Source organism: Agromyces mediolanus (genome assembly GCF_023715325.1).
Taxonomy (GTDB): domain Bacteria; phylum Actinomycetota; class Actinomycetes; order Actinomycetales; family Microbacteriaceae; genus Agromyces; species Agromyces mediolanus_A.
In genome coordinates this window covers 77,297-97,492 of record NZ_JAMBNX010000005.1, presented here as the reverse complement: position 1 = coordinate 97,492, position 20,196 = coordinate 77,297, and the positions used below count along the sequence as shown (strand labels likewise).

The window sequence follows — 20,196 nt, the reverse complement described above, 5'->3', positions numbered from 1 at the left end:
ATTGAGCCAAATGTTGGACAAATGCGCTCGGCGCTGGAAACGCCACGAGGTCGGCCCCGCCGAAGGGCGGGACCGACCCGGTGCGAGCCGCTACGGGCGGGCGCGGCGGCGACGGGCGAGCACGAGGCCGAACAGCAGCGCGGCGACCGCGAGCCCGATCCCGCCGAGCGCGATGCCGGTGTGCGCGAGTGCGCCCGGCCCGCTGGACGGCGGCGTCGGGGCGGCGTGCTCCGACGCCGTCGCGTGCCAGTCGTCGGCATCCTCCACCTGCGCGCCCGTGACGACGCCGATCCCGGTGACCGCCGCGCGGTCCGCGTGCGCGGCCCCCGCGTCGAGCCCGGGCACCTCGCCGGTGCACTCGAAGGCGTCTCCCGCCTCGAACGGTCCCGCCCAGCTCGTGCCGGACGACGGCCCGCCCAGCGGCGAGAAGTCGCAGCTCAGCCCGGTCATCGCCGGGCCGTCGAGCGTCCCGTCGGCGACCGTCACCTCGCGCAGCGCCTCGGCGCCGGTGTTCGTGATCGTCATCGTGATCGCGGTCGCCGCGCCGACGGCGACCCCCTTGCCGGGAGCGGTGTCGAAGTCGCCCACGGGGAACCCGTCCGCAGTGGACCACTTCTCGATCGAGACCGCGGGTGCCGTCGGCGCCGCGGGGACGGCCATCCGGTCGACGACCCACGGCGCCTCGGCCGCCAGCATCGGCGAGCCGTCGGCGGCCTGCACCGAGTCCAGCGCGATCCGGTTCCAGGTTCGCTCGCCACCGACGATCGGCGAGCCGTCCGCGAGCGCGGTCGGCGCGGCCATCGTCCACTCCAGGTCGACGAACTCGCCGCCGGAGAAGACCTGGTCGCCGAAGTCGAAGCGGATGGCGCGGATCTGCGACCAGTCGGCCACCTCCTCGGCCGTCTGCCAGGACAGATCCTGCTGGCCGTCGCAGAAGAACGACGCCGAGTGCTCGTCCGAGTTGTCCATCTCCGGGCGGCACGGGTCGGCCTTCACGGAGTAGGTGATCCTGAGCGAGTCGGGGGCGGGGTTCTCGATGGGGCCGGTCATGCTCGGCGTCCACTCGTTGCCCCGTCCCGGCGGGTCCTGCGCGTAGCGGCCGTTCGTGATGCCGTGGTTGTCCGGGAGCGGCAGCAGGTCGTAGGCGACGAGCTTCGTCAGATCGCGGTTGCCGAGGTTGCCGAGCCGCACCCGGTAGGAGACCGTGCCGCCGGGGGTCGAGGTGCCGACCTCGGCCCGCTTGCCCTGCTTCTCGGCGGAGTCGAACCAGTGGCCGCCGTCCTGGTCGCCGGTGACGTGCTTCTCGATCCACGCCGCCGCCGAGTCCGCGACCGAGAAGTCGGCGGCGACGCGCGGCGCCTCTTCGGTCGTGTCGCCGTCGCCGTCCATGTCGTAGAGATCGTTCAGCCAGGCGTAGGGCGAGGCGGGGATCCGGCGATCGCGGTCGAAGATGGTCGCATCGTTGCCCCGGAAGCTGCCGGAGTCGCTGTTCCCGGTGTACGAGCCGCTCACGATGCCGGGCTTCACGACGGTGTCGTACTCGTACGCGCACGCGGGCCGCCACGGCGGGATCACGAGCCCGGCGGTGCCCGTGTAGGTCCACCGCACGGTCACGGCCCGGCGGTCGTCGTACTGGAGGCCGTGATCGGCGTTCCATCCGTCGAGGATCTCCTCGTCGAAGTCCGCGGCCGGCAGGCAGTAGTCCCCCGCGCCCGGCGTCAGCCGGAGCGAGCCGGGCACGTACTCCAGCTGGTTCGGGATGTTGTCGTAGACGACGGGCATGAGCGGGGTCGGGTTGTTGTCCGAGTTCGTGATCGAGAGGGTCCAGGTCATCGTGCCGCCCGGACCGACCGGAGTCTGGTCGGCGGCCTTGCCGATGCCCGGCGAGGGCACCGGCACCGGGGACACCTCGATCCGCGCGCACTCCTGCTGCTCCTCGCCGGTCGCGATGGTCTCGATCGTGGCGCAGTTGGTCAGGCTGGTGCGGTCGCCGATCGCCTCCCAGTCCGCCACGGTGTAGAGGTAGACGCTGGCCGTCCGGTTGACCGGCAGCTGGTGGAAGACGACGGTGACCGTGGTGACCCGCGGCGCACCGCCGGGCACGGCGACGCTCGGAACGTCGAAGTCGAGCGGGCCGCTCGTGGTGCCGTCGGCGTAGCCGAACTCGATGGTGCTGCCGGGCGAGGCCCCGTAGTAGCCGCGGTCGACGGAGGTCACGACGACGCCGTCGGGGATGGGGTCGGTGACGCGGATGTCGGCGGCCACGTTGCTGCGGTTGGTGACGATGATCTCGAAGTGCTGCACGCCGTCGGTGATGAACGGCGTCCCGTGCTTCTCCGCGGTCACCCGGTAGTCCGCCGCGTCGGCGCGCACCGTCACCGGCGAGCTCGAGTCGACGCTCGTGCGCTCGCTCGCGCCGAGCTGCAGGCCGCTGAGGGTGGCGGTGTTCAGGTACTCGGCCTCGCCGCCGTCGGCGGGGGCGGGGAAGGTGACCGTCACCTGCCGCTGGTCGCCGGCGCCGAAGTTCCCGATCTGCCACGTGACGGTGTGGGTCTGCGCGTCGTAGACCCCGCCGCCGTTGGCGCTCACGAAGACTGCGCCGTCGGGAAGCGGATCGACGAGCAGCGCGTCGGTGAAGGTGAGGCCGCCGTGCTTGTTGACCGGGTCGAGATACGAGAGCCCCAGGTCCAGGTTGTAGGTGTAGGCCTGATCGGGCAGCGTGGTGGCCGCGCCCGACTTCCGCAGTCGGATCTCGCTGCCGGCGAGCAGCGCGATCGTCGCCTCACGTGCGACATCGGGCTGCCCGGGCTGGGTGACAGTCATCGTCGTGGTCTGGTCGCCGGGCAGCGTGGTCAGGTTCTCGGTCGGCCAGGAGATCGTCAGCTGCGACACGAGCCCGGCCGCGGTGGCGGAGTAGGCGACGTCGACGGTGCCGTCCTCGTTGGCAGTGACCGAGCTGACCCCCGGCGGGTACGGCTTGGTGACGGTGCCTTTCGCGCCGGGCTTGACGCCGACCGGCTTCGAGAAGTGCAGGGTGACGTCGGTGCAGTCCGCCGGGTCGGAACAGCTGAGCTGCGCCTCGTACACGAGCGCGTCGCCGGAGTACACGGCGGCGTTCTTCGCGGTGAGGGCGGTGTTCAGCATGCCGTCGTTACCGGCGAAGGCTGCTGCTGGGTTCAGCAGCCCGAGGACGAGGGCGAGCAGCGCGGTGACGGCGGCAGCCCAGATGGATCGGGTTCGAGACATGATTCATCGCAATTCGGGTAATGGGCAATCGGGTATGGCGCTGGGCGCCACGATCACTCTCCCCCGCTGCCGCGGCCCGGCCGCCGATCCCCGCGGATTCCCGGTCGCCCCGGGACGCCCCTTGCGTGGCGGGCGACGCCGGTTCGGTAGTCCTGCCGCACTCCTCGGTAGCCCGCCGCCCGCGCGGCAGTACCTGAGTTTTCCTCCGGGCGATGCGGGCGTCGGTGGTCGGTGGCATCATCGCCCGCATGGACGAGGACGTCATCGACTGGTTGCTGCACGCCGACCCGGCGATCCGCTGGCAGGTGCAGCGAGATCTGCTCGACTCGCCGCCCGATCTCGTCGCCGCCGAGCGGGCGCTCGCGACGCGCGAAGGCCTCGCCGCGCGCATCCTGGAGCTGCAGGACGAGCGCGGGTACTGGGGCGGCTTCACCTACGGGCCGCAACGCGAGCGCGACAGCGTGATGTGGACGCTGCACGTGCTGCTGCGGTTCGGCGTCGACCCCGAGGCGCCCGAGGTTCGCGCCGCGATCGAACGGGTGCGCGAGGGGGTGCGCTGGCCCGAGGAGGACGGCGGGCGGCCGTTCTTCGCCGGCGAGGTCGAGGAGCGCGTGAACGGCGGCGTGCTGGCCTACGCCGCGTACTTCGGGGTGCTCGACGAGGCATCCGACCGCCTGGTCGACCGCCTGCTCGGCCAGCGCCTCAGCGACGGCGGCTGGAACTGCGACCCCGTCGAAGAGTCCGTGCGCTCCTCCTTCGACAGCACGCTCTGCGCGCTCGAGGGGCTGCGCGCGTACCAGCGGGCGACGGGGTCTGCGGATGCCTCGATCGCCGACGCCGTGCGCACGGGCGAGGAGTATCTGCTCGAGCGGAACCTGTTCCGCCGCCGGGCGACCGGCGAGCTCGCGAACCCGCAGTACGCGACGTTCGCGTTCCCGATGTACTGGTTCTACGACGTGCTGCGCGCGCTCGAGCACTTCCGGCTGAATGGCGGGGCGCCCGACGAGCGGCTCGCCCCGGCGCTCGAACTGCTGCTCGCCCAGCGCCTGCCCGACGGCCGCTGGCCGGCCGGGCCGCAACGACCGACGCTGCGCGGCTACGTCGTCGAGGTGCCCGAGGGGCAGCCGAGCCGCTGGAACACGCTGCGCGCGCTCCGGGTGCTGCGCTGGGCGGAGCCCGCCGCGCTCACGCGCCGCTGAGGCATCCGCCCGCCCGCTCGACGACCGCTACGCCCCGCCGACCCAACGCCGAGTTGCCCGACTTTCATGAAAGTCGGGCAACTCGGGGTTGGGGCGGTTCAGCTGAGCTTCTTCCGGTAGATCGCGATCGCGAAGCCGTAGGCGACCACCAGGATGCCGACCAGCCAGGCGAGGGCGATCCAGATCTCTCCGCCGACGGGCTGGCCCGCGAACAGCGCCCGGATCGTGTTCACGATCGAGGTCACCGGCTGGTTCTCGGCGAACCACGCCACCGGCCCGGGCATCGAGTCGGTCGGCACGAACGCCGAGCTGATGAACGGCAGGAAGATCAGCGGGTAGCTGAAGGCGCTCGCGCCGTCGACCGACTTCGCCGAGAGCCCCGCCACCACGGCGAGCCACGTGAGCGCCAGGATGAAGAGGATCAGGATGCCGGCGATGCCGAGCCAGGCCCCGACCGACGCCCCGGTGCGGAACTCCATGATCAGGGCCACGCCCACGACGATCGCGACGGACACGAGGTTCGCCACCACCGAGGTGAGCACATGCGCCCAGAGCACGCTCGACCGGGCGATCGGCATCGACTGGAAGCGGTCGAAGATGCCGCCCTGCAGATCGAGGAACAGCCGGTACGAGGTGTACGCCACGCCCGAGGCGATCGTGATGAGGAGGATGCCCGGCAGCAGGTAGTTGATGTACGACTCGTCGGATCCGGTGTTGATCGCCCCGCCGAGCACGTATACGAAGAGCAGCATGAGCGCGATCGGGGTGACCGCGGTCGTGATGATCGTGTCGGGACTGCGGAGGATGTGGCGCAGCGAGCGCCCGGTGAGCACGCCGGTGTCGGCGATGGCGTGGGTGGTCATCGTGCTTCCTTTCGTGTCGAGGCATCCGCGTCGCCCGGCTCGCCGGTCGCGCCGGACTCGGACTCGGCCTCGCCCGTCTCGCCGACGAGCGCCAGGAAGACGTCCTCGAGGGAGGGCTGCTTCTCGACGTACTCGATCTCGGCGGGCGGGAGGAGCTGCTTGAGCTCGGCCAGGGTGCCGTTCTGGATGATGGTGCCGCGGTGCAGGATCGCGATGCGGTCGGCGAGCTGCTCGGCCTCGTCGAGGTACTGCGTGGTGAGCAGCACGGTCGTGCCGCCCTCGGCGAGCTGCTTCACCGTGCGCCACACGTCGATGCGCGCCTGCGGGTCGAGCCCGGTCGTGGGCTCGTCGAGGAAGATGATCCTCGGCTTCCCGATGAGGCTCATCGCGATGTCGAGCCGACGGCGCATGCCACCCGAGTAGGTCGCCGCCCGGCGGTCGCCCGCCTCGGTGAGCGAGAACCGCGCGAGCAGCTCGTCGGCCACGGCGACGGGGTCCTTCACGTGCCGGAGCTTCGCGACGAGCACGAGGTTCTCCCGCCCGCTCAGCACCTCGTCGACCGCGGCGAACTGCCCCGTGAGGCTGATCGACTCGCGCACCTCGCCGGGTGCGCGGGCCACGTCGTGGCCCTGCACCGTCGCCGCGCCGGCGTCGGCCTTCAGGAGGGTGGAGAGGATGCGCACGAGCGTCGTCTTGCCCGCGCCGTTCGAGCCGAGCAAGGCGAAGATGCTGCCTCGCTCGACGTCGAAGTCGACGCCGCGGAGGACGTGCACGTCCTTGAAGGACTTCTCGATGCCTCGAACGCTGATGGCGGTGTCGCTCATTTCCGGTCACCTCGCTTCGCCTGATCCATGTCCTTGACGAGACGCGCCCGCTCCTTGTCGATCCACTGCGTGCCGCCGTACGCCTGGGCGAACGACTCGGCGAACTCCACCGGGTCGTCACCGACGATGTCGGCGACGGGCGTGCCGTCGACGGCCGCGCGCTCCCAGAGGTCGGCGAGGTCGACGAACATCTGCACGAGCGTGTCGCCGTCGGTGATGCCGCCGTAGTACATGAAGTACCGGTGGCAGGCGTTCGCGGCGGTGCGGTAGGGCTCGGGCAGCGCGTCGATGCGGGCCTTCGTCTGCTTGTACTGCTTCTTCTGCTCGAGCGAGCCGGTCAGGGCTTCGATCCACTTGGCAGCCATGGTCACTTCTCTCCTTCGTGGAGCTGTTCGATACGTTCTGCGAGGAAGCTCCACGTCCTCCAGAACTCTTCGAGTTCGTCGTGCCCCTTGGCGTTCAGGGTGAACACCTTGCGGGGCGGGCCCTTCTCGGAGGGCACCTTCTCGACGTCGACGAGGCCGCGCTGCTCGACTCTGACGAGCAGGGCGTAGATGGTGCCCTCGGCGATGTCGGTGAAGCCGCGCTCGCGGAGTCGCGCGGTGATGTCGTAGCCGTAGGCCGGCTGCACCGCGATGATCGCGAGGACGATGCCCTCGAGCGTGCCCTTGAGCATCTCGGTCATCTGCTTGCCCATCGGGATGCTCCCTTCTGTTCGTGCTTCTCGGTGGTGCGGAATGCGTGGTGCTCAGCGATTGCTATTCAGTGTTGCTGAGTACCACTAGAAAGTAACACTGAGTACCGGTACTTAGCAACACCGAATACCAGATATTTTTCGACTTGCCCGACTTTCATGAAAGTCGGGCAAGTCGGGGACGGGGCGGGGCAGGATGAAGGCATGGCCGATCGCGAGGCACTGGCCGAGATCGCCGGGGAGCTCTACGCCCAGCGCCCCGCGGACTTCGTGGCCGCCCGGAATGCGCGCGTGACGCAGCTGAAGCCGGAGGACCCGGCGCTCGCCGCCGCCGTCGCCGAGCTGCGGCGTCCGGCGCCGGCCGCCTGGCTCGTGAACCAGCTGGTCAGGCACCGCTGGTCCGAGCTCGAGCAGCTCCTCGAACTCGGCGCCGAGCTCCAGGCCGCGCAGGCCGAGCTCGACGCGGCGGCGCTCACGACGCTCGCCCGGCAGCGGCGCACCGTCGTCACCGCGCTCGCCCGCGAGGCGGGTTCACTCGCCGACGAGCTCGGCGCGCCCGTGCGTCAGCCCGTCCTCGACGAGGTCGCCGGGACGCTGCAGGCAGCGATGACGGATGCCTCGGCCGCCGACGCCGTGCGCAGCGGCCTGCTCGTGCGGGCGCTCGAAGCGGTCGGCACCGAGGTGGACCTCGACGGCGCCGTGGCGGGCGGCCTCGCGTCGGCCGGCTCCGCCCCCGCCTCCGCGCGGCGCCCGGCCGCGCCACCGGACGAACTCGCCGAGCGCCGGACGCGCAAGCACCAGGAGGCCAGGGCGCGCGCCGAGCGGGAGCTCGCCGACGCCGAAGCACGGGCGGATGCCGCCGAACGAGGCGCGGCCGAGGCCACCGAGCTGGTCGACGCGGCGAGCGCCGCCGCCGGGGCCGCGGCCGCGACCCGGGACGCACTGCTCGCCGAACGGCGGGAGCTCGAGCGCCGGCTCTGTGACGCCGAGGGCGAGCTGGCGCGCGCGGAACAGGCGGTGCCGCCGCTCGAGCGGAACCGCGCCCGGGCCGCCCGCGCGGCGAGCGAGGCCCGCGCCGCCGTCGATGCGCTGCGGGCCGGCCCGGCGGCTCCCTGAGCTTGCCCGGTTCCCTGAGCTTGTCGAAGGGAACGCCGCTGGTTCCCTGAGCTCGTCGAAGGGAACGGCCCCTGGTTCCCTGAGCTCGTCGAAGGGAACGCCGCTTCGACAGGCTCAGCGAACCAACGGCGCTTCGACAAGCTCAGCGAACCAACGGCGCTTCGACAAGCTCAGCGACCCAGCCGCTTCGACGAGCTCAGCGACCCAGCCGCGCTCGACGATTTGCGGCCGGGGCCGAGGCCGAACAGCCGCACGTCGATGAGCGGCTCGCGCAGCCGCCGTTGCCGCAGGATGAAGAACACCAGGCTCGCGACCGCGACGGCGCCGGCGACGATCGCGACGAGCGGGGCGGCGACCGCCTCGTGCAGCGCCAGCACCAGCCCGCCGAGCGCGAGCATCGAGGCGAGGATGCTCGGCACGTCCCAGCTCGGGCGCAGGCTGCTGCGGGAGTCGGGCACCAGCCAGGCCGCGAGCACGATGGCGATGATCGCGAGCGGGACGCTGCCGAGGAAGAGCCACCGCCAGCCCGGGCCCTCGGCGAGTGCGCCACCGAGCACCGGGCCGAGCGCGTTGCCGACGCCGAAGGTCGCGGTCCAGAGCCCGTAGGCGACGACGCGGTCCCGCCCCGCGTAGCGAGCGCCGATCGTGGCGACCACGCCCGCGATCACGAAGGCCTCCGCGATGCCGAGCAGGGCTCGGGCCCCGATGAGCATCGCGCCACCGGTGGCGAGTCCGCCGGCCAGGTTCAGGATGGCGAAGCCCGCCAGCCCGATGAGGATGATCCGCTTGCGGCCGAAGGCGTCGCCGATCCTCGCCGCGATGATGAGCGTCGCGGCCATCGCGAGGGAGTAACTGTCGACGAGCCAGAGCGCCTCGGTGTCGCCGAGCGAGAGCTCCGCGCGGATCGCGGGCAGCGCCGTCGCGGCACTGCTGATCGCGAGCGAGCCGATCAGGATGCCGAGCAGCATCGGCACCATCGCAGCCCAGCGGCGGATCGAGGAACGGGAGTCTGGACGGGCCGGAGAGAGGGTCACTGGACCATTCTGTGGAGTACCGTACTGAGTGACAAGTACGGTCATTTTCGTCACGTAGTACCCGTTCGGATACTGTGACGCCCACGATCACGACGAGTCATCCGATGCGGCCCGGAGGTGCAGCCGATGCGAGAGAAGACCGAACGCGTCATCCGCGAGTGGACAGAGTCCTGCGATGCGGAGGTCTCGATCGCCGTGCTGGGCGGCGCGTGGAAGCCGAGCATCCTGAGCCTCCTCGCCGAGCACGGCGTGCTCCGTTTCGGCGAGCTCGGCCGGCTGCTCGACAACCCGACCGCCCGGGTGCTCACCCGCCAGCTGCGCGAGCTCGAACAGGACGGCCTCGTCGTGCGCACCGTGTACCAGCAGGTGCCGCCGAAGGTCGAGTACCGGTTGAGTGAGCTCGGCGAGAGCGCCGGCCCGCTCGTCGAGGCGCTCACCCGCTGGGGCGGGCAATACGCGGCGCAGCAGCGCGCGGGGGTCGGGGCGGCGCCGAGCGGCTGACGCGGCCCGTCGACGAGCGACGCCGGCGCGGCGAGCGGTTCGGTCAGGCACCCCGCCGGCTCGGCGCGGCACGGCGGGCGAGGATGAGCCCCTGCCTGCGCACGCCGGGGTCGGTCCTGGCCTGCGCGTCGGTGATGGTGAACCCGACGCCCTCCACCCGCGCCGTGAGCTCGTCGAGGGGCCAGAAGTAGGCGGTCGTCACGGCGTGCGGGAACGACTCGCGTTCCGGACCCTCGAAGAATCCCAGGGCGAGCGAGCCGGCGGGCGCGAGCGCTCGCGCGAACTCCTCGAGCGCGAGGTCGATGGCGTCGGGGGGAGTGTGGATCAGGGAGAACCAGGCCAGGATGCCGCCGAGGCTCGCGTCGTCGACGCCGAGCTCTTCGGCCCGTCCGAGACGGAACCGCTCGGTCGGGTGCCGCAGCCGGGCGGCGGCGACGAACTCCGGCGTGGGGTCCACGCCCTCGATGTCGAGCCCGTGCCGGGCGAGGAAGGCGGTCCACTGGCCCGGGCCGCATCCCACGTCGAGCGCCGGACCGGTGACGCCGCTCGCCCAGGCGAGCAGGGCTCGGCGATCGGCATCCGCTGCCGCGTCGATGCCGCCGAAGCGTTCGACGTACTCCGCCGACCGCGCACCGTACGCCGCACTGACCGCTTCGACCGTCACGCGAGGACTCTACCGGCGCTGGCAGACTGTGCCCCACGGGATCGACGTGTCGCGGCGACGCGCGGGGGCCGGCGCCGGCATCCGATCGATCCGGACCGCGGAAGTCGGGCCCCGAGCCGGCGCGACGAGCAGGCTGGACGGCGAAGGAGGAACCGTGATCGCGACCCTCAACCGTGTGGTCGAGCTCGTCGAGCAGACCCTCGACGGGCCGACCGAACTGGCCGCGCTCGCGCGGCAGGCGGGCACCACCGAGTACCACCTGCGTCGGATGTTCTCGTCGCTGGCGGGGATGCCGCTGTCGGAATACGTCCGGCGGCGGCGCATGACCCTCGCCGTGGCCGATGTGCTGGGCGACGGCGAGCTGCTCGACATCGCCGTGCGCCACGGCTACGGCTCGACCGAGGCGTTCGGTCGGGCGTTCCGGGCGGTGCACGGCGCCGCACCCGCCGCGGTGCGCCGCGACGGCGGTCCCCTTCGCACGCAACCACAGCTCAGGTTCCGCCTGACCGTCGAAGGGAGTGCCCAGATGGACACCCGAATCGCCACCCGCCCAGCCTTCACGCTCGCCGGCCGCGCCGCGCGCGTCCCGCTCATCCATGAGGGGGTGAACCCGCACATCCAGGCCCACATCGCCGCGATCGAGCCGAGCGAGCACGCCCGTCTGAAGCAGCTCGGCGACACCGAGCCGCGCGGGCTGCTCCAGGTGAGCGCCGACGTGGACCCCGACGCCCGGGAGGGCACACCGCTCACCTACCTGCACGGCGTCGCGATCGCGGACGCCGCCTCGACGCCCGACGGCCTCGACACGATCGAGGTGCCGGCCGGCGAGTGGGCGGTGTTCCGCGTGACCGGCGAGTACCCGGCCGCGCTGCAGACGGCGTGGGCCGCGACGGCGACGGACTGGTTCCCGTCGAACCCGTGGCGGCTCCGACCCGGACCGTCGATCGTCGCGGTGCTCGAGCGCTCGGACGACTTCGCCACCGCGACGTGCGAGCTGTGGCTCCCGGTCGAGCGCGCCTGAGTGCGGGTTCGGCGGTGCCCGTCGTCCCGACTGCCCTCACACAACTCAGGAACGCCTCGCGGCGAGCCCCGGAATCTCGGGCTCGCCGAATCCACGACCGGCATAACTGCCACAAGTTCCTGAGTTGTGTGAGGGGTGGGTGGGGGCGGTCAGGCGGCCCGGATGGCCGTCAGCGCACGTTCGATGTCGTGGACGTCGTTGAAGCCGTGCACGCCGATGCGGAGTCGATCGCCCATGACGCGGGCGCGCACGTCCGCCTCGGCGAGGCGGGCGGCGAGCCGCTCGGGGCGTGCCACCCGCACGACCCGGATGTGCGAGCCCGCCCCGGCCAGGACGGGGATGGCGCCGAGCTCGACGGCCTCGCGTTCGAAGAGCTCGGCGAGCTCCAGCGCATGCGCCTCGATCTCGCGCGGATCGAGCCGGGCGAGGAGGCCCAACGCCGCCTCCGCCCCGATCCACGACAACCAGGCCTGCGAGGTGTCGCACCGCGCGAGCCCGCCGCCGAGCTGCGGCCGGCCGCCGAACAGGCCGTCCGCGCCCTCGGCCGTCTTCCAGCCCGGGGCGATGGCTTCCAGCCGAGCCGCGGCTCCGGGGGCTGCGACGAGCCACGCCGCTCCCCGCGGCGCGAGCATCCACTTGTAGCCGTGCACGGCGAGGTAGTCGGGCGCCGCCGCCGGGATCGGCGAACGGAGCACGCCGAGGCTCTGCGTGACGTTCACGAACAGTTCGGCGCCGATCTCGCTCGCGCGCTCCCGCAGCGCCGCGAGATCGATCCGTTCCCCGTCCAGCGTGGTCGTCTCGGACACCGCGACGAGCGAGACGCCCGGCCGGATCCGCTCGAGCAGCGCATCGCCCCGACTCTCGCCCGCTGCGACCGGCACCCGTTCGACCGGGCGGCGGGGGTCCCGGTCCCCCTCGGCGACGAAGGGCAGCAGCAGGCTCTGGAACTCGTCGGCGGCGAGCAGCGCGATGCCCGCGGGCCGGAATCGGGCGACCGTCGCGGCGGCCTCGGCGAGCGAGCCGAGCGTCGCGACCGAGTCGCGCGGCACGCCGCACCAGTCCGCGAACCGCACCCTGGCGCGATCGGCGGCGCCGTCCCAGTCGTTCCAGTCGAAGTCCCCGGACAGCTGCCCGTCGACGGCGCGCCGGAGCGCGGCCGCGACCGGCGCTGCTGCCGGGGCCGAGCCGGGGGTGTCGAGCCAGGCCCAGCGCTCCAGTGCCGGGAAGCTCCCGCGGAACTCCTCCGGCGTCATCGCGGGACCGCGACCACGGCCTCGATCTCGACGAGGAGCTCGGGGGCGGCGAGCTCGGCCGCCACGAACGCGGAGTGCGCGGGATACGCGCCGTCCGGGTACCAGCGGCCGAAGACCTCGGTGCGGACCCCCGCGAACTCCCGGAAGCTCCCCTCGCCCGCGACGATCGTGAAGAGCTTCACGATGTGGGCGGGCGTCGCGTCGAGCTCGTCGAGCAGGAGCTCGAGATTGCGGAAGACCTGTGCGGTCTGACCGGCGCAACCGCCCGGAGCGAGCACGCCGTCGCGGTCCTGCCCCACCTGCCCCGAGAGGTACACCAGGCGGTGGTCGTCCGGCACGACCGTGTAGTGCCGGAACGGCCCGATCGGCGCGGCGAGCGCGTCGGGGTTGCCTCCGGTGACGATCATGGCCGTTCTCCTCCTTCTTCGGGCGTTCCGGGCATCCGGAACACGGTCTTGCCGAGCGTCCGTCCGTCGGCGCTCGCGCGCATCGCGGCCGGGGCCTCGTCGAGCGGGTGCACCGCGTCGACGACGGGCCGGATCCCATGCTCGCGCACGAAGGCGAGCGCGTCACGGAACTCCTCCGCGCTGCCCACGGAGGTGCCCCGCAGGCTCAGCTGCCGGAAGAACAGTTCGCGCAGCGAGAGCCGGATCTCCGCGCCCGTCGTCGCCCCGAGGGTCACGATCCGCCCGCCGGGGCGCAGCGTGCCGAGCGCCGCCGGCACGCTCGCGGCGCCGACCGTGTCGACGACGAGGTCGACCGGTGGCAGCCGGGCGCCGCCGAGCTCCTCGCTCGGCACCGCGGCGGCGGCACCGCGGGCGAGCGCGAAGGCGCGCTTCTCGGCCGAGCGGCTGGTCACGGTGACACGGGCCCCCGCGGCGAGCGCGAGGTCCAGCGCGAGGAGGCCCACCCCGCTGCCGATGCCGGGGGTGAGCAGGTGCTCCCCGGCACGGAGCTCGCCGACGGTGAAGAGCGCCCGGAAGGCGGTGACCGCGGCGAGCCCGAGCGAGCCGGCCTCTGGCCCGGTCAGGTGCTCCGGAATGGGATGGGCGTTGCCCGCCGGCACCGCCACGAACTCCGCGAAGGTCCCCGGTGCGCGTCCGCCGAGGAGATCCGGGTGCTCCGGCACCTCCGCACGCCGAGGCCAGTTCAGGGTCGGGTCGAGCAGCACGCGATCGCCGAGCGCGGGGCCGGGTCCCGGGCCCCCGCCGACGGCGGATCCGATGCGCACCACGCGCCCGACCGCGTCGGCGCCGAGGATCCGGTCCGGCTCCGAGCCGTCCCGGCGCTCCGCGGAGAACAGCTCGTGCCGGTTCAGCCCCGCGTACTCGACGGCGAGCAGCACCTCCCCCGCCGCGGGCTCCGGAGTCGGCACCCGGGCGAGGTGCAGGCCGTCGAGCCCCGGCGCCCCGCCGTGAACCAGGGCCTGCATCGCGGCATCCGCGCCCGTCATGCGCCCGCCGCTGGGATCGCGCCGGTGCGAAGCTCGGCGTGCTTGGTCTCGGGGGTGAACAGGGCGGCGATCAGGCTGATGACCGCGCCGCCCACGAGGTACCAGGAGGGCGACCAGCTCGAGCCGGTCGCGGTCACCAGGGCCTGCGCGACGAGTGGCCCGAGCCCGCCGAAGAGCACCACGCCGAGGTTGTACCCGACGGCGAGGCCGCTGTACCGCTGGGCGGTCGGGAAGAGCTCGGCGAAGAGCGCGGGCTGGGCCGCGAGCATCATCGCGTCGCCGACCAGGATGAGTCCGATGCCGAGGATGGCGAGACCGAGCTGCTGCGTGTGCAGCAAGAGGAAGCCGAGCGGCGTGGTGACGATCACGAGCGCCGCACCCCAGCGGATGAACGGACGTCGCCCGAAGCGGTCGCACGCCTTCGCGAACGTCAGCACCAGCACGACGAGCACCAGCATCGAGACGAGCCCGATGTTGCGGGCCTCGGTGTCGGTATAGCCGAGCTGCCCGGCGAAGAACGTGGGCCCCCAGACGAGCAGCACGTAGGTGCACATCGTGGGCGAGGCGACGAGCCCGGCCACGAGCAGCACCGAGCGCCAGTTCTCGCGGAGCACGCGGGAGAGCGGCGAGCGACCGGCCTCCCGCCCGTCGGCGGCGTCGACCTCGGCCTTCGCCTCGGTGAACTCCGCCGGGTCGGCGAGGCGGAGGCGCATGTAGAGCCCGATCAGCCCGAGCGGGAGCGCGACGAGGAAGGGGATGCGCCAGCCCCATTCGAGCACGGCTTCCGGGCTCAGGGAGGTGGTGATGAAGAGCGAGGTGAGCGCGGCCACGAACATGCCCAGCACGATCGTGATGGTCTGGAAGCTCCCGTACCAGGCACGCTTGCCCGCGGGGGCGGTCTCGATGATGTACGTGACCGCGCCCATCCACTCGCCGCCGGCGGAGAGCCCCTGCACGAGGCGCAGCAGGAAGATCAGGATCGGGGCGAGGACGCCGATGCTCGCGTACGGCGGCACCAGGCCCATGAGGGCGGTCGCGATCGAGATCATGAGGATGATCGCCGAGAGCGCGGCCTTCCGCCCGAGCCGGTCGCCGACGAGCCCGAACAGCACGCCGCCCAAGGGACGGATGATGAAGCTGATGCCGAAGACGAGGAAGGTGGTGAGCAGGGCGACGGCCGGGTCCTCCTGGGGGAAGAAGAGCGCCGCGAACACCGCGGCGAAGTAGCCGTACAGGACGAATTCGTACCATTCGAGGAAGTTGCCGATGCAGGCGGCGACGATCGCGCGCATCTGCGACGGTTCCAGGCCCTTCGTGCGGGCGTTCCGGGGGTGCGTGACAGTCATCGTGAGCTCCTTTGCTGTTCGGTGACGCGGGGGATGGATCGGGTGACGCGGGCGGATCGGGGCGGCGGATGCCGGGTGGTGCTGCGGTGCCTCACGGCAGATGCCGCGCGCGAGGCGGCACGGGGTTCCAGTTCGGGCGGCCGATCGGCGCGGGCGGGTCCACGTCGGCGAGGTACCGGCCGTAGCCGATGTCGAGCACGGCGCGGCCGTAGGCGGCGGTCGCCGGTCCGGTCGGGGCGAAGACGTGCAGGGGGTCGGCCTCGCTCGCGCCCCAGGCGAAGTCCGCGGTGCCCGTGCGGGCTGGAGTGAGGGCGGCCAGGCTCCAGGGGATCTCGACGAGCTTGCAGAGGTCGTAACCGGTGCCTTCCGCGCTCGGGATCGCCTTCACCGTGCAGTGGCGCTCGAACCATCCGGGGGCCGGCACGGCTCCCGGGGCCTGCGGCGCGGGCGCGAGCGCCGCTTCGCCCGCGACGAGCTCCTCGCCGAGCGCGGAGAAGATCGCGAATGCGACCCCGTCGCCGTCCTCGTCGAGCCGGACCGCGCTGGCCTGCTTCTTCGGCAGCCCGAACAGCTCGCGACCGAGGATGCCGTGGTTCAGCCCCTCGACGAAGGTCTCGACGGCGTACGCGCCGTCGGCTCCGCCGCCGTAGCCTGCGCAACGCAGCGAGACGCCGCCCTGCAGGTAGTTCGGGCGACGCTCCACCCCGCTCGGGGAGGAGAACTCCGCGCCGATGAACTCGGCGATCCAGAGCGCCACGGTCGGCGCGGCGGGCACGCCGAGCCCCGCGGGGAGGCACCGGGCGGCGACCTCGGCTTCGATCGGCGCCTCCACGGTCAGCCAGCGCACCTCGACGCGCTCGGTGCCCGGGGTGAAGAGCGGGGCGAAGACCGGCATCGCGACCGGCGCGGCCGCGTTCATCGCGCACCCACCGGCATGGCTTCGACGCGTCCGGCCGGCACGTCGTGGGCGACCCGGCGGATCGCCCCGAGGATGTCTTCGTCGCCCGGCAGTACCCGGGCCGCCAACTGCACGGCGGCCGGGATCCTCGTCTCGAGCGCGCCGACCCGCACGGGCGGCGAGCTGAGCGGCACCCCGCTCTCGACGACCCGGGAGACGACTTCGGCGCCGACCCCGCCCGTCGTGTGCGCCTCGTGCACCACCAGCAGGCGGCCGGTGCGCTGCACGCTGGCGAGAATGCTGTCGAGATCGAGCGGCCGGATCCACCGCGCGTCGATCACCTCGACGTCGATGCCCTCGGCGGCCGCGCGCTCGGCGGCGGCGAGTGCACGCCGCTGCATGGCCCCCCAGGTGACGAGCGTGAGGTCCGATCCCGACCTGCGCAGCCCGACGCCGCCGACCTCCTGCACGGGGCCGCCGATGCGCACGGGTTGCTTCGCACCGTGGTACAGCGTGCGATTCTCGATCACGATCGTGGGGTCGTCGCTCCAGATGGAGCTGAGCAGCAGGTCGTAGGCGTCCTGGTTCGTGGTCGGCATGCAGACGCGGATCCCGGGGATGTGGGCGAACAGCGCCTCCAGAGACTGCGAGTGCTGCGCGCACGCGCCGGGGGCGTTCCCCTGCTGGGTCCGCACCGTCAGCGGGGCGGCGACCGCACCGCGGGAGACGTACCGCACGTTGGCGGCCTGGTTCACGATCTGGTCGAAGGCCACGAGCGCGAAGTCCGCCCACATGATCTCGACGATCGGCCGGCGGCCGAACATCGCGGAGCCGACGGCGCCGCCGAGGATGGCCGACTCGGAGATCGGCGTGTCGAACACGCGATCGCCGAACTTCCGGCGCAGACCCTTGGTGACGCCGAACACCCCGCCGGGGATCGCCACGTCCTCGCCGAACAGCAGCGTCTCGGGGCGCTCCTCGAGCGCCCGCGCGAGCGCCGCGTTCACACTCTCCGCGTAGGACAGCGACTTCTCGATGATCTCAGGCATAGACGTGCTCCTCGACGGTGGCGGGATCTGCGAGCGGTGCGGCGAGCGCGGCCGCGGCGGCGCGGTCGACCTCGTCGGCGACCCGCTGACGCAGGGCTGCGAGCTCCTGGTCGCCGACGCCGGCGGCCCGGGCCATCCGCTCGGCCCTCCCGATCGGTTCGGCCGCGATGGCGGCGTCGAGCTCGCCCGCCGGCCGGTAGTGCTGCACGTCGCCGATGTAGTGCCCGACGATCCGCTGGGTCATCGCCTCGAGCAGCACGGGGCCAACGCCGCTCCTGCACCGCTCGACCGCGTCGGCGACCGCCTCCCGGACCGCGTCCGGATCGTTCCCGTCGAAGCGGACCCCGGCCATGCCGTACGCGGAGGCGCGGCGGAAGAACTGGTCGTTGCGCACCACGTTCCGCGTCGGGGTGAGCTCGGAGTAGGTGTTGTTCTCCACGAGGAAGATGACGGGCAGCGTCATCGCCGCCGCGAAGTTCATGGCCTCGTGCACGGCGCCCTGGTTCATCGCGCCCTCGCCGAACGAGGCCAGGGCGACCCGCCCGCTCCCGTCGAAGCGGCCGGCGAGCGCCGCCCCGCAGGCGATCGGCGCGCCGGCGCCGACGATCGAGTTCTCGCCGTACATGCCGTACGTGGGGGCGGTGAAGTACGCGGATCCCCCGCGTCCTCCGCTGATGCCGCTCTCCCGGCCGAGGAGCTCGGCGAGCACGGCCTCGGGCGGGACGCCGCACGCGATCGCCCAGCCGTGCCCCCGGTAGGTCGGGAACACCGCGTCGCGGCTCAAGTCGAGCGCGCGGACCGCACCCGTGTAAATCGCCTCCTGACCGTTGCAGAGGTGCACCGAGCCGACGATGTCCTCGCTGAGGCGGAGCCGGCTGATCGTCTCCTCGGTCGCTCTGATGCGGTGCATCACCTCGAGGGATGCGAGCAGCGTCTCCGTGCTCATGCGGTCTCCTTCCTGTCTCCGGCCGCGCGGGCGGCCTCGTGAACGGCGGCGGGCGCGCGCAGGCGCCCGGAAGCGAGCAGCGAGCTCGCGAGCGTCGCGGCCTCACCGACTGCGGCGACGAGCTGCGGTCGTCTGCGCACGAATCGCTCCGAGGGCGCGGAGACGGTGAACGACCCCGCTGGGGCGCCGTCGGGGGCGAAGTACGGGGCCGAGACGCAGCGCATGCCCTCGGCGAACTCCTCCTCGTCGACCGCGTAGCCCTGGCTGCGCACCCGCGCGAGTTCCATGAGGAGGCCGTCGAGGTCGGTCACGGTGCGCGGGGTGAGCCGGGCGAGCGTCACGCCCGCGAACAGCGTCTCCACCTGCTCGACCGGGAGGTGGGCGAGGATCGACTTGCACGATGCTCTGGCGTGCATGTCGCCCGTGTAGCCGACCTCGAGTCCGCCGACGCTCAGGGTGTGGGTGCTCGTCAGGAACTGGCGCAGCAGTACGGCGCCACCGCTCCACTCCGCGATGAATGCGGTCTCGCCGGTCGCGTTGAACAGCCGGGTCAGGATGACGGCGAGTTCCGGGGCGATCTCCGAGTGGCGCTGCAAGCCACGGCCGAGTGCGAAGCCGTGCGGGCCGAGCTCGTAGCGGCCGCTGGCGCCTCGGATGACGTAGCCGTCGGCCTCGAGGGTGCGCAGCACGTGGTAGCAGACGCCGAGCGAGAGGCCGCGTTCGGCCGCGAGCTGTTTCGCGGTGGCGGGGCCGGTGTTCACGAGGTGTTCGAAGACCGCCATCCCCCGGCTCAGGGTCGTCAGGATCTCCGACTTCGCGGCGGTCACGGCAGCACCCGCAGGGCGTTGGCGATGGTGCGCGCGGCGCGCAGCAGCTCGGCTTCGGTGACGGACTCGTCGGCGGTGTGCGCGAGCGCGGTGTCACCGGGGCCGAACACGACGGTCGGCACCCCGAGTGCCGCGTACTGCCCGGCGTCGTTCCCGGCGGTGAAGCCGCGGAGTTCGGCGTCGCCGTCGACGAGCTCCAGCCCCTGCACGAACGCCCGGACGAGCTCGCCCGATTCGAGCGTCTCCCACCCCGGGTACGGTGCTCCGAGCCATTCGAGCCGGTGCGGGCGCTCGCGCTCGTGCGGGTCGTCGCGGACGACCGCGGCGAGCGCGTCCGCGAAGGCGGCTCGGGCGGCCTCCGGGTCCTCGCCCGGCTTCAGGCCGATGCGTCCGGTCATCCGGGCTCGCTCCGGCACGGATGCCTGGTACTCGCCGGCCTCGAGGAGACCGATGTTGAACGGGATGCCCGTCGGGACGTCGGCGAAGCGGTGGTGGGCGAACTCGGCGGAGCGGGCGGCGGCGGTCGCGATGAAGGCGTCCCGGAGCACGAGCAGCCGCGCGAGCGCGTCGACGCCCAGCCACGGCGCCGAGGAGTGGGCGGCGATGCCAGCCGCCTCGACCCGGAAGAACTGGAGCCCCGTGCAGGCCGTGACGAGGGCGTTGCCCGTCGGCTCGAGCACGATGGCGGCCGTGGGCGGCCCGGTGAGGGTGAGGGCCAGTCGGGTGCCGACCCCGGTGCGCTCCTCGCCGATGACCAGATGGACCACGGGGACGTGGCTCAGCGGCTCGGCGCGCTCGCGGAGCACGTCGAGGGCGACGAGCGCCGCCGCGATCCCGCCCTTCATGTCGACGGTGCCGCGACCGTGCACGCGACCGCCCTCGCGCACCCCGTCGAACGGCGGATGGGTCCAGCCGGTGAGCTCGCCCTCGGGGACGACGTCGAGGTGGCCGTTCAAGACGATGGTGCGGTCTCCCGGCCGGGGCCGGCCGAGCGGGTAGCCGATGACGTTCGCCCGGTCGTCGACGTGCTCCTCGCTCGCGGCGAAGCGGGTGCCGGCGAGGAGCTGGAGCTCGACGTCCCAGCCGTGCGCGCGCATCCAGTCGGCGTAGAAGTCGGCGACGGCGCGCTCGGCGCCGGTCACGCTCGGTCGCCGCACCGAGTCCGCGAGGAACGCGGCGAGCGCCTCGCCCTGCGCCACGATCTCGTCGTCGAGATCGTGCGTTTCCCCTGCTGTCATGCTCGATTCCCTCTCTGGTCTGGA

General features: G+C 72.5%; 20 protein-coding genes. 4 read left to right on the top strand and 16 right to left on the bottom strand.

All coding sequences use genetic code 11. From position 1 onward, the window contains the following. Nucleotides 1-90 precede the first annotated feature (90 nt). A complete protein-coding gene (locus M3147_RS10395) occupies nucleotides 91-3,246 on the bottom strand; it encodes a DUF11 domain-containing protein (RefSeq protein WP_251203405.1) in 3,156 nt (1,051 codons plus the stop codon). 248 nt (nucleotides 3,247-3,494) lie between these two features. On the opposite strand from M3147_RS10395, the gene M3147_RS10390 reads away from it, so the two are divergent. Continuing rightward, nucleotides 3,495-4,445, top strand: a complete 951-nt coding sequence (locus M3147_RS10390) for a hypothetical protein (RefSeq protein WP_251203404.1) — start codon at nucleotides 3,495-3,497, stop codon at nucleotides 4,443-4,445. 98 nt (nucleotides 4,446-4,543) lie between these two features. Here the strand turns inward: M3147_RS10390 and M3147_RS10385 are convergent, their stop codons facing one another. The 4 genes from M3147_RS10385 to M3147_RS10370 are packed head-to-tail and all read right to left on the bottom strand — an operon-like array spanning nucleotide 4,544 to nucleotide 6,829. Further along, nucleotides 4,544-5,308 (bottom strand): ABC transporter permease, encoded by a 765-nt coding sequence (locus M3147_RS10385; protein ID WP_251203403.1) that lies wholly within the window; start codon nucleotides 5,306-5,308, stop codon nucleotides 4,544-4,546. Then, nucleotides 5,305-6,132 carry an ABC transporter ATP-binding protein gene (locus M3147_RS10380; protein WP_251203402.1) on the bottom strand — a complete coding sequence of 276 codons (828 nt, stop codon included), beginning with the start codon at nucleotides 6,130-6,132 and terminating at the stop codon, nucleotides 5,305-5,307. Before M3147_RS10380 ends, M3147_RS10385 begins: the two co-directional genes overlap by 4 nt. Next, complete coding sequence (locus M3147_RS10375; protein WP_251203401.1) at nucleotides 6,129-6,497, bottom strand: DUF1048 domain-containing protein; 369 nt, start codon at nucleotides 6,495-6,497, stop codon at nucleotides 6,129-6,131. Before M3147_RS10375 ends, M3147_RS10380 begins: the two co-directional genes overlap by 4 nt. Before the next feature lie 2 nt (nucleotides 6,498-6,499). Then, a complete protein-coding gene (locus tag M3147_RS10370; RefSeq protein WP_189085403.1) occupies nucleotides 6,500-6,829 on the bottom strand; it encodes a PadR family transcriptional regulator in 330 nt (109 codons plus the stop codon). 201 nt (nucleotides 6,830-7,030) lie between these two features. Here M3147_RS10370 and M3147_RS10365 point away from each other — a divergent pair, with 201 nt between their 5' ends. Beyond that, nucleotides 7,031-7,942 (top strand): transposase, encoded by a 912-nt coding sequence (locus M3147_RS10365; protein WP_251203400.1) that lies wholly within the window; start codon nucleotides 7,031-7,033, stop codon nucleotides 7,940-7,942. 170 nt (nucleotides 7,943-8,112) lie between these two features. On the opposite strand, the gene M3147_RS10360 is transcribed toward M3147_RS10365, so the two are convergent. Further along, the gene (locus tag M3147_RS10360; protein WP_251203399.1) at nucleotides 8,113-8,976 is read right to left on the bottom strand and encodes an MFS transporter; all 864 of its coding nucleotides are present in this window, start codon (nucleotides 8,974-8,976) and stop codon (nucleotides 8,113-8,115) included. A gap of 126 nt (nucleotides 8,977-9,102) precedes the next feature. On the opposite strand from M3147_RS10360, the gene M3147_RS10355 reads away from it, so the two are divergent. After that, nucleotides 9,103-9,477: a winged helix-turn-helix transcriptional regulator gene (locus M3147_RS10355; protein WP_251203398.1), complete on the top strand. Its 375-nt coding sequence runs from the start codon at nucleotides 9,103-9,105 to the stop codon at nucleotides 9,475-9,477. A gap of 43 nt (nucleotides 9,478-9,520) precedes the next feature. Here M3147_RS10355 and M3147_RS10350 read toward each other — a convergent pair whose 3' ends face one another. Further along, nucleotides 9,521-10,141 (bottom strand): class I SAM-dependent methyltransferase, encoded by a 621-nt coding sequence (locus tag M3147_RS10350; protein ID WP_251203397.1) that lies wholly within the window; start codon nucleotides 10,139-10,141, stop codon nucleotides 9,521-9,523. Nucleotides 10,142-10,295: 154 nt separating this feature from the next. Here M3147_RS10350 and M3147_RS10345 point away from each other — a divergent pair, with 154 nt between their 5' ends. Beyond that, a complete protein-coding gene (locus M3147_RS10345; protein WP_251203396.1) occupies nucleotides 10,296-11,162 on the top strand; it encodes an AraC family transcriptional regulator in 867 nt (288 codons plus the stop codon). Nucleotides 11,163-11,311: 149 nt separating this feature from the next. On the opposite strand, the gene M3147_RS10340 is transcribed toward M3147_RS10345, so the two are convergent. From M3147_RS10340 to M3147_RS10300, 9 genes are all read right to left on the bottom strand, one after another. Beyond that, on the bottom strand, nucleotides 11,312-12,415 hold the full coding sequence (locus tag M3147_RS10340) for an aminotransferase class V-fold PLP-dependent enzyme (protein ID WP_251203395.1): 1,104 nt from the start codon (nucleotides 12,413-12,415) through the stop codon (nucleotides 11,312-11,314). Further along, on the bottom strand, nucleotides 12,412-12,822 hold the full coding sequence (locus M3147_RS10335; RefSeq protein WP_251203394.1) for a RidA family protein: 411 nt from the start codon (nucleotides 12,820-12,822) through the stop codon (nucleotides 12,412-12,414). The genes M3147_RS10340 and M3147_RS10335 overlap by 4 nt, the downstream gene beginning before the upstream one ends. Continuing rightward, nucleotides 12,819-13,847 (bottom strand): quinone oxidoreductase family protein, encoded by a 1,029-nt coding sequence (locus tag M3147_RS10330; protein ID WP_251203393.1) that lies wholly within the window; start codon nucleotides 13,845-13,847, stop codon nucleotides 12,819-12,821. The genes M3147_RS10335 and M3147_RS10330 overlap by 4 nt, the downstream gene beginning before the upstream one ends. A gap of 17 nt (nucleotides 13,848-13,864) precedes the next feature. Further along, nucleotides 13,865-15,214, bottom strand: a complete 1,350-nt coding sequence (locus M3147_RS10325) for an MFS transporter (RefSeq protein WP_251203392.1) — start codon at nucleotides 15,212-15,214, stop codon at nucleotides 13,865-13,867. 91 nt (nucleotides 15,215-15,305) lie between these two features. Further along, nucleotides 15,306-16,133, bottom strand: a complete 828-nt coding sequence (locus M3147_RS10320; protein WP_251203391.1) for an acetoacetate decarboxylase family protein — start codon at nucleotides 16,131-16,133, stop codon at nucleotides 15,306-15,308. Next, nucleotides 16,130-17,161 carry an alpha-ketoacid dehydrogenase subunit beta gene (locus tag M3147_RS10315; RefSeq protein ID WP_251203390.1) on the bottom strand — a complete coding sequence of 344 codons (1,032 nt, stop codon included), beginning with the start codon at nucleotides 17,159-17,161 and terminating at the stop codon, nucleotides 16,130-16,132. Before M3147_RS10315 ends, M3147_RS10320 begins: the two co-directional genes overlap by 4 nt. Continuing rightward, nucleotides 17,154-18,107 carry a thiamine pyrophosphate-dependent dehydrogenase E1 component subunit alpha gene (locus M3147_RS10310; protein ID WP_251203389.1) on the bottom strand — a complete coding sequence of 318 codons (954 nt, stop codon included), beginning with the start codon at nucleotides 18,105-18,107 and terminating at the stop codon, nucleotides 17,154-17,156. The genes M3147_RS10315 and M3147_RS10310 overlap by 8 nt, the downstream gene beginning before the upstream one ends. After that, the gene (locus M3147_RS10305) at nucleotides 18,104-18,934 is read right to left on the bottom strand and encodes an IclR family transcriptional regulator (RefSeq protein ID WP_251203388.1); all 831 of its coding nucleotides are present in this window, start codon (nucleotides 18,932-18,934) and stop codon (nucleotides 18,104-18,106) included. The genes M3147_RS10310 and M3147_RS10305 overlap by 4 nt, the downstream gene beginning before the upstream one ends. Then, nucleotides 18,931-20,172: a M20 family metallopeptidase gene (locus tag M3147_RS10300; RefSeq protein WP_251203387.1), complete on the bottom strand. Its 1,242-nt coding sequence runs from the start codon at nucleotides 20,170-20,172 to the stop codon at nucleotides 18,931-18,933. Before M3147_RS10300 ends, M3147_RS10305 begins: the two co-directional genes overlap by 4 nt. Nucleotides 20,173-20,196 lie beyond the last annotated feature (24 nt).